Origin of the sequence: Rhodococcus sp. T9N (assembly GCF_024436645.1) — a bacterium.
In the GTDB taxonomy this organism is placed as follows: Bacteria; Actinomycetota; Actinomycetes; order Mycobacteriales; family Mycobacteriaceae; genus Rhodococcus_F; species Rhodococcus_F qingshengii.
In genome coordinates, this window is record NZ_JAMSKS010000081.1 from 78,919 (window position 1) to 93,860 (window position 14,942).

Here is a 14,942-nt window from a genome sequence, read left to right on the forward strand (position 1 = left end):
GCCCTCACCCGAATAACCTATAACCAAACCCGTGACTGCATTCAAACAAGCAGCAGGAAGGCAAGACACGAAGGAACCCCCCGCCGCCTCGAACGCACCAGTCGCGCCCCGCGACGTAGCCTACGAAGATCATTCTTTGGGCACTCATACGTTGTCTTCGCTTCGAACGCCACCGTGGACGTGCCCGTCGAGCTTCAATTCGATCACGAATCGCTCAGCTCAGACCGGCGTAGGAGTGCAATCCGGACACGACCATGTTGATGATGAACAGATTGAACAGCATCGAGACGAATCCTGCGATGTTTATCCAAGCGGCTTTGGTCTCGCGCCAACCTGCGGTCGCTCGGGCGTGGAGGTAGGCGGCGTAAATCACCCAGGCGATAAACGACATCGTCTCTTTGGGATCCCACCCCCAGAACCGACCCCAGGCTGCCTCCGCCCAGATCGCGCCGAGGATGACTCCGATACCAAAGAGAGGGAAGCCGACGATGACGGTTCTGTAGGCCAACCGGTCGAGTGTCTGGGCGTCGGGCAAACGACGAGCCATCGAACCTACAGGCCCGCGGCGCTCCGCGCCGGCGGGCTGTCGGATCCGTAGTAGGAACGCGAGGCTGGCCACGCCGGAAACCAGGAAGACGCCGCTGCCGATGCTGACGATTGTGACATGGATCGGAAGCCAGTAGGACTGCAGAGCCGGAACGACAGGCGCTGCGTCGGCGTAGAGCAGGGTTGCCGCAACGAACATCAGGATTAGGACCGGCGCCAGAAGAAAAACCCACATCGCGCGGTATGTCTGCCCACGCAGAAACACGATGCCAGTCGCCGTTGCGGCCGCGGTGGCCATGGTGACGAACTCGTACATGTTGCCCAACGGGAAACGTCCGGTTGCGAAGCCACGCAACACGATCGACACAAGGTGCAGTCCCAAGCCCACGACGAGAACCGCGGCACCCATGTTGCCGAGACGCTCGGGCACTGGCTTCGGCGGAGCCGAAACGATCCGTCCGGGCACTTCCGGCGACGGCGCCGAGACTCCCCCTGCCGCCACAAGCTTCCTGCTCCCCAACTCGAACCGGTGGACGTGGTCGGTGCGTGTCGCGGCGTAGTGCCAGATCAGCAACACGAGGGCTAACAGATACACGGCGAAGGCCGACTGGAACGACAGGTCACTCAGCCTGGCAATGGTTTGGTTGATGGGCACGGTGGGTCCTCTCCTGAGCCATCCGGGTTCTCAGATCAGATGCGGCCGCACCCGTCCAGCGAGTTTCTACTACTCGTACGTCATTCGTGGTCCATTAATCCGTGCCGCAGACTTGGCAGAATCGCACAACCTACAATTCCGTCTGGGATGCGCCGGACCCGCCGTACGCGTCATTGCCCGACCTCGGCGCACTGCGGTTTCGATCAGTCGTCCGTTCAGATCAGCATGCCCGTAGAGGTCGGCGAGGGCACATATTGACTACTATGCCCGATAGTAGTCAATGTTGTGTGGCTCAACGGGGAGTCACCCGGAAAATGAGGCTGCCGTCGGATACCGCGTTCCGCGGCGCTGAGTGATATGCCAAACCCCTCAGGGCGCAAGGGCTCGCTGACGCAACGAACATTGCCATGTCACCGAGCGAACACGTTGACGCATTGATCTGCTGACCGACCCTCCGGGGACGCGACTTCGCGCTCACGGCAACGCTTCTAGGTGCACTGGACCACGTGCGCGATAGATGGGCGGATGTATGAATACGCTCACCAAAGGCGGGGTCGACCGTGCATCCGCATTGAGCCTCTGCTCCGACAACCTCACAACCCGAACCGCTACGCCAGAAGTCGCCGAGCTTGAGAGTCGCCCCAAACGGCTCCCAAACCGGACTTTACATGCATAGGTGCGCATGTAACAATACCGGAGCGGGAAGGCTTGTCCGCGAAGCGAGAAGGTGGCGTGCTTGAAGTTTTGGTCGCGAGTTTCAACCATGCAGATGCGTCGTCACCGGCGAACTGAGTCGCAACTGACCGAGCCGCGCCGAACTTAGGCCACGCTTGTCCGTCCACCGACCTTTCAATCGGACATCAATAGCCGTCGCGCGAGTGTGCGCATCCTGCGTGGCTCGTCCCACCACCCACCGACGCGAGGAGTGCCGATGACCGAGTCAGCGACCGACGGAGCCCCCACGCATCCGGTGATCCATCTCTCACAGCTACTGAAGCGACCAGTGATCGCACGGAATGGGGACATCGTCGGCGCCCTAGACGATCTGATCGTGCGATTGCTCGGCGTGGACACCTACCCGACGGTATCCGGGCTGGTAGTCAATGTCGGTGGTCGGCGAGTGTACGTTTCTGTCGAACGGATCGAGCACCTCGACGGGGACCGGGTGATGCTGGCGCAGAACAAGGTGGACCTGCGCGGGTTCGAGCGCCGCGAGGGCGAGGTACTGCTGCGTTCCGACGTCCTTGGCCATCGGCTGATCGACGTCCCGGCCGCGGAGCTGGTGCACGCCTACGACATCGAACTCGAGAACCCCGGTCACGGGTGGGTACTCGCACGGCTCGACACTCGCCGCCCGGCCCGGTTCTTCGGCTTAATCAAATCCCATGGAGGACACGCCAGTCGGGATTGGAAAGCGTTCGAACCCTTGATCGGCCACAAACACAGCATGGTAGTGCGGCGGGTCGGCGGGCGAGTCGGCACCCTTAAACCGGCGCAGATTGCAGATCTGCTCGAGGGCGCAGACAAGCGCGAGGGTGGGGAAATCCTTGACCGCGTCCACACCGACCCCGAGCTTGAGGCGGACGTTTTCGAAGAGCTCGACCCGGGCAAGGCCAACAAGCTGCTCGCCGACATGAGCGACGTCGAGGTGGCCGGTGTGCTTGGTCTCATGCGCGCAGACGACGCCGCCGACGCAGTCGCAGAGTTACGACAGTCCCGCCGTCGACGAGTGCTCGATCTGATGCCGGCCGGCCAACGCACGAAGGTGATCACACTAATGGGGTTCAATTCGTCCAGCGCCGGCGGCCTGATGAGCGTCGACGTCATCTCCTGCGCCGCCACCGCCACTGCGGCGCAGGCCCTGTCGGCAATCTCAGCAGCACGGTCCATGCAGCCCGAGGCTCTGCTGAAGGTGCACGTGCTCACCGACGCCGGCCGGCTGATCGGGGTGGCGTCGGTCATCCGGCTGCTGCAATCGGAGTCGGTGACCCCGATCGTCGACATCATGGACACCGACCCTGTGCGCGTGACCCCCGTGGCGGACCTAACCGAGGTGGCGGTGCTGATGGCCGACTATAACCTCGCGACGATCCCAGTCGTCGACGATGCCGACCACGTCGTCGGCGTGGTCACCGTCGACGATGTCCTCGAGGCCTCCATCCCCGACGACTGGCGACGGCGAGAACCTGCACCGAGGCCCATCGTCGAGCGCGCCACCGACCACCCTACGACCAACACCACCTCCACAGATCCAGGCGGTGATGACCGTGGCTGAACCCGAGATCACCGACGCCACCCCGGCACATACGCCTGTCGGTATGCCTGAACCGCGACCGTCCGCAGTCCTCGATTCCGCGCACCTCGGCGACATCGAGGGGGCGCTCGGAAGAATCAGTTTGTCCGACAAGGAATCTCGCCGCACTTTCAAGGCTCGGATGCTGACCATGTTGGCGATCGTCGGGCCTGGCCTCATCGTCATGGTCGGTGACAACGACGCCGGCGGTGTTGCCACCTACGCGCAGGCCGGCCAGAACTACGGGTACTCGCTGCTTTGGGTGTTGCTATTGTTGATTCCAGTGCTGATCGTCAACCAGGAGATGGTTGTCCGACTCGGGGCGGTGACCGGGGTGGGGCATGCCCGGCTGATAAACGAGCGCTTCGGCCGCGGGTGGGGCTGGTTCTCGGTCGGCGATCTGTTCGTATTGAACTTCCTGACCATCGTCGCCGAGTTCATCGGAGTTTCACTGGCCGCCAGCTACTTCGGCGTCTCACGGTACATCGTCGTGCCGACCGCTGCGGTCGCGTTGATCGCGATCATGGCCACCGGCAGCTTCCGCCGCTGGGAACGTGCGATGTTCGTCTTCATCGCCGTCACGGCGGTACAGATCCCGATGCTGCTGCTCTCACACCCAGACTGGGGTCGCGCTGCCCGAGACTTCGCGATTCCGGGCGTCCGAGGCGGGATCACCTCGGACGCGGTGTTGTTGATTATCGCAATCGTCGGCACCACTGTCGCGCCGTGGCAACTGTTCTTCCAACAGTCCAACATCATCGACAAACGGATCACCCCGCGGTTCATCAGCTACGAACGAGCCGACACCGTCCTCGGGGCGCTGGTCGTCGTCGCCGGCGCAGCGGCATTGATGATGACCGCCGACTACGCCGCCCGCTCAACTGGCAGTGTCGGAGAATTCGTGGACGCCGGCGACATCGCGCGCCTACTCAGCGCGAATGGTTCCGTCCTCGGCCCGATCTTCGCGATCGTGCTTCTCGACGCCTCGATCATCGGTGCCGCTGCGGTCACTCTGTCGACCAGCTACGCCTTCGGTGACGTGTTCGGGATCAGCCACTCGCTACACCGAGGGTTCAAGGAGGCCAAACCCTTCTACCTCTCATACGGTGCCATGGTCCTCCTTGCCGCGGGGATCGTGCTGATCCCCGGCGCACCGCTTGGACTGATCACTACCGCCGTGCAGGCTCTTGCCGGACTGCTCCTGCCCAGCGCGAGCGTGTTCCTGTTGCTGCTGTGCAACGACCGGCAAGTACTCGGACCCTGGATTAATCCGCGCTGGCTCAACCTCGTCGCCGGGCTGATCGTCGCGGTCCTGCTGATGCTCTCGGGAATCCTCATGGCCACCACCGTTTTTCCCGACCTCAACGTGGTGACCGCCTCAATATACCTAGGGATAGCGTTGGTCGTCGCTGGCATCGTCGCAACAGTTGGCGTGCGGTGGCTCGACCGGCGCCGCGGCGTAGTCACCGCTCTGCCCCCTGACGTCGGGCGAGAGGCAAAGATGCAGTGGCGGATGCCGCCGCTGACGCTGCTCGAACCGGTCGTGTGGTCCTCCGGAACGAAACTGGGCATGCTGGCCTTGCGGGGCTACCTCGTCATCGGCGCGATACTTCTCGTGGTCAAGGCTATTCAACTCGGCAGCCGATAGGATGCCGAGCCGCAGCCAAATGAGAGTGCGAGTACCAGCAGCTCGGGAGTCACCACCACGCGGGATGCCGGTCTCGATGCCGTGCTCGAGAACCTCACGGTCGCTGCGCCGCAGACCCAGGCAGAACCGGTAGGTGACGAAGAACGCGATCGGGGGGCAGCAGCACCATGCCGATTCGGCCGATCCACATCATCGCGTTCAGCGAGATGTTGAACTTGTACGCAATGATGTCGTTGACGCAGGGGATCGTCAGACCAGGTAGAACGCGATGACCATCGCGCCGATCGCGGTGCGGACCGGAACGTCCCGCGGACGCTGCAGCAGGTTTGCCTGCGTGCGGTGGTAGTCGGAGATTCAGCACCGATCGCAGGGCTCGCGGGTTCGGATGCTGCGCTTCCTCGTCGTGGTCGTGGTACTGATGGCCGACTATAAACTCGCGACAATCCCAGTCGTCGGCGTGGTCACCGTCGACGATGTCCTGCCGCCGGGCAGAACAACTTGACTCCGTAGCCGGGTACAGGGTTCACAATGGCAACATGCGTAGCAGTGAACTGGCCACCCTCACGGGTGAATGTGCAGACGTTGCGGTACTACGAACGGCGCGGACTCCTGCAGCAGCCTCCACGATCCGCCTCGGGATACCGCTCATATCCGGGATGAGGCGGTCGAGATTATCCGGTTCGTCAAACGCACCCAGGAACACGGCTTCAGCCTCGAGGAGATCAACGAACTTCTCCACCTCTACGGTGGCGGACCGGACGATTGCGACGCAGCGCGGAGACTCGCCCAGAAGAAGATCGCCGAGCTCGACGAAAAGATCCGAGATCTGCAATGCATGCGGGCCTCATTGACCGAATTCGCTTCCACCTGTGTACTACCGCGAGCTGACCGGCACTGCCCCATGCTCCAGACATTGCACACCGACGAAGGAACACCATGATTCAACTCGAAATTTTGCAAGTCCTGGACTGCCCCAACGTGCCGCTCCTCGAACAACGAATCGAGCAAGCTCTCGCGGGTGTATCGATCGAATGGGAACTGCGCCACCTGGTCATCGAGGATTCCCAATCAGCAGCACTCGCGGGTATGGCCGGGTCTCCGACGTTGCTCGTCGACGGCCACGATCCCTTAGCCGAGTCAAATCAGATCCCGAGCGTGTCCTGCAGGCTCTATCGCGATGCCGCGGGCGCTGTCGACGGCGCTCCTACTGTGTCGGCGCTGAGGAGAGCATTCGGAATGGATTGACCAACGTGGACAGTCGTTGACTGCTGCTCCGAATTCGGCTTCGGCAGCAGCGATCGCCGCGACCTAGCCCCTTCCCGGGTGACACCGGGGGATGAAGGAGGCTTCATCTATGCCGGCGTGGCCGCGGGAAACTTCTTCACGCGGTGCGCGACGCGCGACGCCTCTCATCTACGACCATCACCTCGTCGTTGATCCGGCGTCGCAACGATCGGAATGCGATCGCAGAGATGGCGAATCCGAGCAGCAAGGCCCCGAACAGTGACAAAGCGCCGGGGATTTCGAGGTCGAATACGGCGTTGATTCCCATGACGATCACTGCGAGCCCAGCGATCAGGGCGAGTCGAGCTGCGGTGTAGTACACCATCAATCGCACAAGCTTCGACCGTGCGATTCGTGTCATTCGCGTCGGCGGCCCTTGATGTGAATCCAGTGCTGGAATTTCGGGGCGGGCCGACGAGCTGGGACGACCCTCCGGGGCGGATTGACGTTTCACAGTGCTCGATTCAATAGTTGGACTCGGGCCCCTGCCGCTGCTGAGCGAGGGCCGGTGGAAGAACCAATATAGCTACTATGCACAATAGTAGTTCAGTGTTGTTCCCCGATTCGCCGCACCATACTTGGAGGAAGTGTATGCAGGCACGGTCGCGATGGCTCATGTTCTTCTTGGCCGTGATCGCCCTCCTTGTCGTGGCAATCTGGCCTCGATCCGAACCAACCGAATCCCACTCCCCAACCCGACCGCAAATGCCCCCGGCCGCATCCCAAGACGACGGCGAAGCTCTCGACCCGAGCTTCACATCTGCGACCGCAGCAGCGAAGGTTTCCTGCCCTGCGGCCCCGGCGGCACCGCCCGTGAACGGAAAACTCCGGGGAATCAAAGCGACGTGTCTTGGCGAGAGCACTGAAGTCGACCTCGGCGCAGCGCTGTCCGGGGAACCCACCTTGATCAATCTCTGGGCTTCGTGGTGTGGGCCGTGTCGATCGGAGATCCCGGTTCTGAACGATTACGCAGGCAGCCCCGGCGCCATCCGTGTGGTCGGCGTCAATGTCCAGGACGACATGTCAGCAGCACTAGCACTTCTCACGGACGCCGGCGTGCGCTATCCCTCGTTCGCCGCCATCGACGACGTCGGAATTGCACTGTCGGCGCCGCCAGTTCTGCCGCTGAGCTTCCTCGTCCAACGTGACGGGTCCGTCGACCAGGTCACAGCCCCCATGGTTTTCGAAAACACGGACCAAATACGCTCCGCCGTAAGTGAGTTGATGAAATGACAGTCCCCACACCCACGCGACAACGGATGCACCGCACCCCCCGAGCGCATGCCCATCCCCTCTCACTCATTGCTATCCTCACCGCGGTGGTCGTCGCCGCAAGTGGGTGCGCGAGCGGTACCGACGCGGTCGCTTCGGGTGCGAACTTCGATTTCGTCTCGCCTGGGGGGCAAACCGATATCTTGTACGACCCACCCGAGTCGCGAAATAGAATCGGCGCATTGGCCGGGCCTGACCTTATGACCGACGGTAACGATATCTCACTGACTGACTACGCAGATCAGATCGTCGTGATCAATCTGTGGGGACAATGGTGCGCCCCATGCCGCTCCGAGGCCGACGATCTCGAACGCGCCTACGAAGCAACCAAAGACCTCGGCGTTCAGTTTCTCGGGATCAATGTTCGAGATCCTCAACGTGACAAAGCTCAGGACTTCGTCGTCGACAACAACGTGAGCTACCCCTCGATCTACGACCCGTCGATGAGGACCTTGATAGCGCTCGGCGGAAACTATCCGACGAGCGTGATTCCCTCCACGTTGGTGTTGGATCGTCAGCATCGCGTCGCCGCAGTGTTCCTTCGTGCACTTCTCACTGAGGATCTACAGCCTGTCATCGAGCGTGTGGCGGCCGAACGGTGAACGACTTTGCCCAAGGCATCGGGTCCAGCTTCCAGACCGCCGCCTCGAGCGGTCCGTTGCTGCTCGCCGTAGCGGCGTGCGTTTTGGCCGGTCTGGTCTCTTTCGCCTCACCGTGCGTGGTGCCACTGGTTCCCGGATACCTGTCGTATCTAGCCGGCATTTCCGGAGCTGATTCTCCGGCGGTGACCCCTGAAGACGCGACCACGAGACCCGCAGCAGGCAGATGGCGGGTGACAGGCGCGGCAACGATGTTCGTCGCGGGATTCACGGTGGTGTTCGTTTTCGCCACCGCATCGGTATTCGGCGTGATCAGCACCCTGCGCATCAACGAAGACCTGCTCCAACGGGTGGGCGGGGTGATCACCATCGTGATGGGGTTGACCTTCATCGGCCTTATTCCTGCCCTGCAGAAAGACGCACGATTCGCGCCGCGACGAATCTCCTCCCTTGCCGGCGCACCTTTGTTGGGGGGCGTGTTCGCGTTGGGCTGGACACCATGTCTCGGCCCCACTCTCGCAGGGGTTCTTTCGGTGGCGGCCGGAACTCAAGGCACGACGGCAGCGCGCGGGGTGCTGCTGATCGTCGCCTACTGTCTAGGACTTGGATTACCGTTTATCGTGCTGGCGTTCGGGTCGGTGAAAGCGCTCCGAGGCGTCGGATGGCTCAAACGCCATTCACGAACGATTCAGATCGTCGGCGGAATAATGCTCGTCGCTGTCGGTCTGGCACTGGTCACCGGTGTGTGGGGCGTGTTCATCGGCTGGTTGCGCAACGAGTTTGTCAGTTCGGTCGTGTTGCCGATATGACAGAGAGTGTCCCCACGGGAGCTCGCATCCGTCGCCTCCCGAGACTGATTATCCGAGAAAGCATTCGAATGCTGCGCCAGTACTGGCGCAGATTGACGTCGATGAGTACCGCGCTCGTGCTCCTGTTCCTCTTGGCGCTGGCAGCACTCCCCGGAGCAATGCTGCCTCAGCGAAATCTCAACGTGCAGAAAGTGTCCCAGTACATTGCGGCCCAACCAACCCTTGGCCCACTGTTCGACAAGCTGGAGTTGTTCGACGTCTTTTCCAGTTTCTGGTTCACCGCAATCTACGTTCTCCTGTTTCTCTCTCTCATCGGCTGCCTGTTTCCACGCTTGCGGGCGCATCTCGGCGCACTCAGGAGCCAGCCTGTGCGGGCACCTCGGAATCTGTCCCGGTTGCCGCACCATTTCCGCGGCGAGGTAGATATCTCTCACGACGAGGCCTTGACGAGAGTGCGCCGGTCTCTCAAGGGTTGGCGCATCGCAGTCAATCCCGAAAATGATTCCGGAGTATCGGTTTCGGCGGAGAAGGGATATCTGCGCGAGGCCGGGAATCTGGTTTTCCACTTCTCGTTGATCGGGTTGCTCGTCACCGTCGCCATCGGCAAGCTGGTGGGGTACGAGGGTTCGGTCATCGTCATTGCCGACGGTGGTCCTGGATTCTGCAACACCTCACCCGCTGTGTACGACTCATTTCGCGCTGGAAGTGCAACTGACGGAACTGGTCTCGCACCGTTCTGCATCAAGGTCAACGATTTTTCCGCGGACTATCTCGATACTGGTCAGGCCGAAATGTTCACCTCCAACATCTCATACCAGAGCGGGCAGGACATCGCGACCAATACGTGGAAGGACTACCGTCTTCGAGTCAACGAACCGTTGCGTACCGATGGCGCCCGCGTCTATCTGACCGGCCACGGGTACGCGCCGCAGTTCACCGTCACTTTCCCCGATGGCCAGTCCCGTACCGAGACAATGCAGTTTCAACCGGACGACGCGGTGACGTTTCTCAGCAGTGGGGCGTTGCGTTTCGATCCACCCGGCGGTTCGTTCCCCGATCCGAACGAGCGCCGGAAGAATCAGATTGCCATCGAGGGACTCTTCGCGCCGACCGCGGCCTTCAGTGGGACGCTCCTGACTTCGTCGTTTCCCGACGCACGTGATCCTGCGGTCGCGATCGACATCTACAAGGGCGATACGGGTCTGGATACCGGCATTCCGCAATCGATCTTCTCGTTGAATACGGAGATGATCAACCAAGGAAGGCTGGTCAAACAAGATCGTGTGAACCTTCGACCGGGAGAGACGCGGACTCTCTCTGACGGAACACAGGTTCGGTTCGACGGGGCCAAGGAATTCGCCAATCTACAGGTGTCGTACGACCCTGCGCAACAGTGGGTTCTCGTCTTTGCGATCACGATGATGCTCGGACTTCTGACCTCGCTCGTGATCAGGAGGCGGCGCGTGTGGATCCGTTTACGCCCGGGGGCAGCACCGGAGCAGGTCGATCTCGAACTCGGAGGCCTCGCGAGGACCGATCATGCAGGGTGGGGCGGCGAATTCGACGATCTTTGTGAGAAATTGTGGACGGACCAGCACAGTTCTCCTTCTACGGGAGCGGGCCTGTGAGGGTCCCTTCGTCCGAACGTGCACTCACTGCCGACGGTGAACTCGATGCATGCCTGAAGAGTGGTCGCCCCAAACGGCTTTACGGTGGGAACGCTTTGCGTCTCGCGCTTTCGGTGGGCGCTGGGTGGCTGCTATTTCTCAGTTTTCCGCCGCGCACGCTGTGGTTTCTGGCCCCTGTCGCCATCGCCCTGCTGACCGCCGTTCTCCAGGGTCGCAGTCTCCGTGCGGGTTTCGGATTCGGCTATGCCGCGGGACTGGGATTCTTCGTTCCCTTGCTGCCGTGGGTCGGAGCGTATGTCGGTGCAACGCCTTGGTTGGCGTTGGCGGCGATTGAAGCGCTCGCGTTCGGCGTGTTCGGCGTACTGGCAGTGGCCGTCGGTCGCGCTCCCCTTTCCCCGGTGTGGATTGCGGGTGCATGGGTCACCGCCGAAGCACTTCGTAGCCGAATTCCGTTCGGCGGTTTCCCGTGGGGGCGTTTGGCCTTCGGGCAGGCGGACAGTCCGCTGCTGCCGTTGGCTTCGATCGCAGGGGCGCCAGGTCTTTCCTTCGTGACTGCACTGACCGGAACTCTCATCGCCTGGTCACTGGCCGGACCCTCCCGTGTTCGATGGCAAGCATTGGCGAAGGGTGGCGTTGCCGTCGTCCTCATCTTTGTGAGTGCATTGGTGACAAGTTCTCCCGGTGCCGCCCCTGACGAGGTCGTCACTGCTGCCGTCGTTCAGGGCAACGTGCCGCGACTCGGCCTCGATTTCAACGCCCAACGCCGAGCGGTGCTCGATAATCATGTTGCCCGCACCGAGCAGCTCGCTGCCGATGTCGCGGCGGGTCGCGCAGCCCGGCCACGGCTTGTTATCTGGCCCGAAAATGCTTCGGATATAGATCCTTTGGTGAATCGGGATGCGGCAGAGCGACTGGACCGAGCAGCCCGTTCGATCGGGGCACCAATCCTGGTCGGTACGGTTCTCGTAGGTGAAGCGAGCACATCGATCAACAGTGTCATGGTGTGGGATCCCACGGATGGCCCTGGCCAGCAACACATCAAACGACAACTCGTGCCGTTCGGGGAGTACCTGCCGCTCCGACCGATCATTCGTGCAGTGTCGTCGTACGCCGATTCTGCGGGCAATTTCGTTGCCGGGAATGGGAACGGTGTCGTCGACCTCAACGGAGTTCAGGTAGCTGTTGCCACGTGTTACGAGGTGGCCTTCGACGATCTGGTGACCGAGTCGGTCCAGGCGGGAGCCACCGTCATCGCGGTTCCCACCAACAATGCGACCTTCGGCCGGACGGAGATGACCTTTCAGCAATTGGCCATGTCGCGGGTGCGGGCAGTCGAGCACGGTCGCACTGTGTTGATCGCCGCGACCAGCGGTGTCAGTGCGATCATCACGCCGACGGGAGAGGTACGCCAACAGAGCGAGATCTTCACAGCACAGGCATTGACCGACGAGATCGCCCTGCGTTCCGATCTCACACCGGCAACACGTCTGGGCGCGGTTCCCGAGATCGCCCTGGCGGTGATCGTCCTTTCTCTCGCTGCCGCATCTCTCTTCGGGGGCGCGTACCGCTTCTGTCTCGGCAGAAGAACGAAACCATGAATTACTATGATTGATAGTAATTCAGTGTCGGTGCCAGCGCGCAAGGGAACGAGTCCACCAATGTCGAAGAACCGCAAGAAGAACACACCCCGCCCCCGCGGCGGTGGGGTGCCCGGTGGCCGAAGTTTTCCGTGGTCGATATCGATCGCAGTCCTGATTATCGCCGGCCTGGTCTCGGTCATCGCCTACAACATGGTGCCCAAGGCCATCGAGAGGACCGAAGCACAAAAATACGCTCCGAGCGCGGACAACCCGGACCCCTCGCTGTCCATCGAAGGGGTAACCGAAATCGAATACGCGGCCGGCAATCATATTCAAGCGCCTCAGCGCGTTGCATACGATCAAACTCCCCCCTTGGGAGGAGCGCACGATCAGTACTGGGCGACATGCACAGGCATCGTCTACCCGGAGCCGATACGCACTGAGAATGCGGTGCATTCACTCGAGCACGGTGCGGTCTGGATTGCCTACAACCCCGACTCGTTGAATCCGTCCGACGTCGACGCCCTTACCTCCCAAGTCAACGGTAAGCCGTATTCCCTGATGTCACCGTTCCCTGGCATCGATTCCCCCGTTTCGATTCAGTCGTGGGGGCACCAACTCAAAGTCGACAGCGTCGACGACCCCCGTATCGCAAAATTCATCACCGCCCTCAAACAGAACCCGAACACCCATCCAGAGGCCGGTGCCAGCTGTGCAACGGTCCCGGGAGGATTCGACCCGAACGCTCCTTTCCCCTTCGACGCATCTCCGCCAGGCCCTGACGCGATTCCCGCAGCGTCGGAGCAGTCAGCCACTGGTCTTCCCGCAGCAACGACCCCACCTGCGCCGGCGATCACGAGGAGTCGCGAAAATGGTTGAACACGAGGCGGTATCGATTCAATCCGAGTCGGTATCCGATTCATCGGGCAAACGCCATGCCACGCCGGCCGCAGTGTTGGTGGTCGGTATTGTCATCGCTCTGTTGATCGGAATCATCATCGGCCTGTGGGCAAAGGGGCGGATCGAGAACACCTCGCAGGGGGTCCCAGCCGTCGGCGCAGTGGAGGTCGGCTTCGCGCAGGACATGTCGGTTCACCACGGGCAAGCGGTCGAGATGTCGTCCCTCGCATTGGTGAACACTGCCGACCCCGCTATCCGTACGCTCGCGTACGACGTCGTCACTACTCAGCAAAGTCAGATAGGAATGATGCAGGGGTGGCTGTCCATCTGGGATCGACCCGCCCGGAGCACGGGCGAGTATATGGAGTGGATGCCCTCAACTTCCTCGGCGATGAATCACTCGATGCCCGGCATGAGCACCGGACAAAGTGATTCCGGCGTAACTGAATCAGTCGCGATGCCGGGAATGGCTTCTCCCGCCGAACTCGCGGAACTACGCACCCTGACCGGACCGGCATTTGAGATTCGCTATTTGCAATTACTGTTGCGCCACCATCAAGGGGGAATTCCGATGGCCCAATACGCCGCTGACAATGCCGATCTCCCCGTCGTGACAAATCTTGCTCGACAGATCGCCGCTACACAGCAGGCCGAATCGACCGCATTGCGAGAACTGCTCGCAGTGAGAGGTGCCCAACCGATCCCGATGAACTGACCACTCATCTCACACACCGTCGCATCCGCCGAACCCGATCATCGAGATGCCGAGAGCAGTCATCGACGGGGAAGGGTTTTGAGGAATTCGTTGTAGGCCTCGAGGTCGACGTCACCGTCCCTGGCGGCCTTTTTGTCGACGGCGGCGTTGGTGCGGGTCTCGTCGCGATTCCACCTCATCGCGAAAACCACCATGATGATCAACGCGACGGGTTCTCCGTACGACCATGCCAAAGCCCCCGCCATTTGTTGATCGGCCATCAGATCGACGTTCCAGGACGCCGGCGGATTGGTGAAGGTACTCAGGAGTGGCGAGGTTGCCATCATCAGGATCACGCCGATGAAAACATGGAGAGGCATTTCGACGAAGAGGTCGAAACATCGACCCAGGTTGCTTTGCTTGACGGGCAACGGCCCAGATGAGAGCACCGGAACGATGAACAACACTCCAGTGGCCAGGAAGAAGAGCTCCAGGCCTGTGTGACCGACCCAGGACGACGCCACCAGGTCGAATACCGGCGAGAGGTAGATGCCGTAGTAGCTGAACAGGAACAGTGGAATCGTGACGCCGGGGTGTAGCAGAATCTTCGCCGTCCGGCTTCTGAGTGCCGTCAATGCCAGCTTGAGGATCGGAATTCCCCACCCTGTGTGAGGGGTGGAGCGCAGCAGGAGAAGACCTGGGCTGCCGAGAACGAGCAGTGGTGGAATCGCCATCGACAAGGTCAAATGCTGGAACATCCAGATACTGAAGAGTTCGTACCCGTAGCCCTCGACGGCGAGCCCCGTGACCAGGATCAGCAATATACAGCCGAAGAGGAAGCTGGCCGTCCTCGTCCACGGCCACACCCGACCGGAAGACGTCACCCGGTAGACACCCCAGCCATACCACGCTGCCAGTAGGACTCCGATCAGTGGTAGGACCGGGAGCGGCTGCGGCGCCCACCCCACCATTGCTCCGAACGAAGGCACGGCCTCGGGTAAACGTATCCAGTCCATCACCTACGTGGTCCCTCC

The 14,942-nt window shown here is 61.4% G+C and carries 15 protein-coding genes and 1 pseudogene; 12 read left to right on the forward strand and 4 right to left on the reverse strand.

Features of this window, described 5'->3' with window-relative positions; all coding sequences use genetic code 11:
* Positions 1–214: 214 nt before the first annotated feature.
* Positions 215–1,201, reverse strand: coding sequence for a c-type cytochrome biogenesis protein CcsB (gene ccsB, locus M1L53_RS33485; RefSeq protein ID WP_047270614.1), 987 nt, complete (start codon positions 1,199–1,201; stop codon positions 215–217).
* A 931-nt stretch (positions 1,202–2,132) separates the two neighbouring features.
* Here ccsB and M1L53_RS33490 point away from each other — a divergent pair.
* Together M1L53_RS33490 and M1L53_RS33495 are read left to right on the forward strand one after the other, a co-directional pair.
* Positions 2,133–3,476 carry a magnesium transporter MgtE N-terminal domain-containing protein gene (locus tag M1L53_RS33490; protein ID WP_047270613.1) on the forward strand — a complete coding sequence of 448 codons (1,344 nt, stop codon included), beginning with the start codon at positions 2,133–2,135 and terminating at the stop codon, positions 3,474–3,476.
* 43 nt (positions 3,477–3,519) lie between these two features.
* Positions 3,520–5,142, forward strand: coding sequence for an Nramp family divalent metal transporter (locus M1L53_RS33495; protein WP_047270656.1), 1,623 nt, complete (start codon positions 3,520–3,522; stop codon positions 5,140–5,142).
* A gap of 63 nt (positions 5,143–5,205) precedes the next feature.
* Here M1L53_RS33495 and M1L53_RS33500 read toward each other — a convergent pair.
* Positions 5,206–5,469 (reverse strand): annotated as a pseudogene (locus M1L53_RS33500) (cytochrome b); the annotation flags it as partial.
* A 201-nt stretch (positions 5,470–5,670) separates the two neighbouring features.
* Here M1L53_RS33500 and M1L53_RS34825 point away from each other — a divergent pair.
* The 3 genes from M1L53_RS34825 (at position 5,671) to M1L53_RS33510 (ending at position 6,387) form a co-directional block, all read left to right on the forward strand.
* Positions 5,671–5,802 (forward strand): MerR family DNA-binding transcriptional regulator, encoded by a 132-nt coding sequence (locus tag M1L53_RS34825; RefSeq protein ID WP_223304459.1) that lies wholly within the window; start codon positions 5,671–5,673, stop codon positions 5,800–5,802.
* A gap of 61 nt (positions 5,803–5,863) precedes the next feature.
* The gene (locus M1L53_RS34830) at positions 5,864–6,082 is read left to right on the forward strand and encodes a MerR family DNA-binding protein (protein ID WP_261949286.1); all 219 of its coding nucleotides are present in this window, start codon (positions 5,864–5,866) and stop codon (positions 6,080–6,082) included.
* Positions 6,079–6,387, forward strand: a complete 309-nt coding sequence (locus M1L53_RS33510) for a hypothetical protein (RefSeq protein WP_047270607.1) — start codon at positions 6,079–6,081, stop codon at positions 6,385–6,387. The genes M1L53_RS34830 and M1L53_RS33510 overlap by 4 nt, the downstream gene beginning before the upstream one ends.
* A gap of 136 nt (positions 6,388–6,523) precedes the next feature.
* Here the strand turns inward: M1L53_RS33510 and M1L53_RS33515 are convergent, their stop codons facing one another.
* Positions 6,524–6,787, reverse strand: coding sequence for a DUF4229 domain-containing protein (locus tag M1L53_RS33515; RefSeq protein ID WP_080961187.1), 264 nt, complete (start codon positions 6,785–6,787; stop codon positions 6,524–6,526).
* Positions 6,788–7,017: 230 nt separating this feature from the next.
* Here M1L53_RS33515 and M1L53_RS33520 point away from each other — a divergent pair, with 230 nt between their 5' ends.
* The 7 genes from M1L53_RS33520 to M1L53_RS33550 are packed head-to-tail and all read left to right on the forward strand — an operon-like array spanning position 7,018 to position 13,929.
* Positions 7,018–7,659 (forward strand): TlpA disulfide reductase family protein, encoded by a 642-nt coding sequence (locus M1L53_RS33520; RefSeq protein ID WP_047270605.1) that lies wholly within the window; start codon positions 7,018–7,020, stop codon positions 7,657–7,659.
* Positions 7,660–7,685: 26 nt separating this feature from the next.
* On the forward strand, positions 7,686–8,300 hold the full coding sequence (locus M1L53_RS33525; protein ID WP_047270604.1) for a TlpA disulfide reductase family protein: 615 nt from the start codon (positions 7,686–7,688) through the stop codon (positions 8,298–8,300).
* Positions 8,297–9,106, forward strand: coding sequence for a cytochrome c biogenesis CcdA family protein (locus tag M1L53_RS33530; protein WP_058228108.1), 810 nt, complete (start codon positions 8,297–8,299; stop codon positions 9,104–9,106). Before M1L53_RS33525 ends, M1L53_RS33530 begins: the two co-directional genes overlap by 4 nt.
* On the forward strand, positions 9,103–10,734 hold the full coding sequence (locus tag M1L53_RS33535) for a cytochrome c biogenesis protein ResB (RefSeq protein ID WP_054827427.1): 1,632 nt from the start codon (positions 9,103–9,105) through the stop codon (positions 10,732–10,734). Before M1L53_RS33530 ends, M1L53_RS33535 begins: the two co-directional genes overlap by 4 nt.
* Positions 10,731–12,332: an apolipoprotein N-acyltransferase gene (lnt, locus tag M1L53_RS33540; RefSeq protein WP_054827437.1), complete on the forward strand. Its 1,602-nt coding sequence runs from the start codon at positions 10,731–10,733 to the stop codon at positions 12,330–12,332. Before M1L53_RS33535 ends, lnt begins: the two co-directional genes overlap by 4 nt.
* 60 nt (positions 12,333–12,392) lie before the next feature.
* Positions 12,393–13,193 (forward strand): DUF3105 domain-containing protein, encoded by an 801-nt coding sequence (locus M1L53_RS33545; protein ID WP_047270598.1) that lies wholly within the window; start codon positions 12,393–12,395, stop codon positions 13,191–13,193.
* On the forward strand, positions 13,186–13,929 hold the full coding sequence (locus M1L53_RS33550; RefSeq protein WP_047270597.1) for a DUF305 domain-containing protein: 744 nt from the start codon (positions 13,186–13,188) through the stop codon (positions 13,927–13,929). Before M1L53_RS33545 ends, M1L53_RS33550 begins: the two co-directional genes overlap by 8 nt.
* A gap of 59 nt (positions 13,930–13,988) precedes the next feature.
* On the opposite strand, the gene M1L53_RS33555 is transcribed toward M1L53_RS33550, so the two are convergent.
* Positions 13,989–14,924: a cytochrome c oxidase assembly protein gene (locus M1L53_RS33555; RefSeq protein ID WP_054827426.1), complete on the reverse strand. Its 936-nt coding sequence runs from the start codon at positions 14,922–14,924 to the stop codon at positions 13,989–13,991.
* Positions 14,925–14,942: the final 18 nt, after the last annotated feature.

What these genes read in the sequence shown, in the direction of transcription:
- M1L53_RS33490 (WP_047270613.1), top strand. Translation starts at nt 2,133, where the DNA reads ATGACCGAGTCAGCGACCGACGGAGCCCCCACGCATCCGGTGATCCAT.
- M1L53_RS33495 (WP_047270656.1), top strand. Translation starts at nt 3,520, where the DNA reads ATGCCTGAACCGCGACCGTCCGCAGTCCTCGATTCCGCGCACCTCGGC.
- M1L53_RS34825 (WP_223304459.1), top strand. Translation starts at nt 5,671, where the DNA reads ATGGCAACATGCGTAGCAGTGAACTGGCCACCCTCACGGGTGAATGTG.
- M1L53_RS33510 (WP_047270607.1), top strand. Translation starts at nt 6,079, where the DNA reads ATGATTCAACTCGAAATTTTGCAAGTCCTGGACTGCCCCAACGTGCCG.
- M1L53_RS33515 (WP_080961187.1), bottom strand. Translation starts at nt 6,787, where the DNA reads ATGACACGAATCGCACGGTCGAAGCTTGTGCGATTGATGGTGTACTAC.
- M1L53_RS33520 (WP_047270605.1), top strand. Translation starts at nt 7,018, where the DNA reads ATGCAGGCACGGTCGCGATGGCTCATGTTCTTCTTGGCCGTGATCGCC.
- M1L53_RS33525 (WP_047270604.1), top strand. Translation starts at nt 7,686, where the DNA reads ATGCACCGCACCCCCCGAGCGCATGCCCATCCCCTCTCACTCATTGCT.
- M1L53_RS33535 (WP_054827427.1), top strand. Translation starts at nt 9,103, where the DNA reads ATGACAGAGAGTGTCCCCACGGGAGCTCGCATCCGTCGCCTCCCGAGA.
- M1L53_RS33545 (WP_047270598.1), top strand. Translation starts at nt 12,393, where the DNA reads ATGTCGAAGAACCGCAAGAAGAACACACCCCGCCCCCGCGGCGGTGGG.
- M1L53_RS33550 (WP_047270597.1), top strand. Translation starts at nt 13,186, where the DNA reads ATGGTTGAACACGAGGCGGTATCGATTCAATCCGAGTCGGTATCCGAT.
- M1L53_RS33555 (WP_054827426.1), bottom strand. Translation starts at nt 14,924, where the DNA reads ATGGACTGGATACGTTTACCCGAGGCCGTGCCTTCGTTCGGAGCAATG.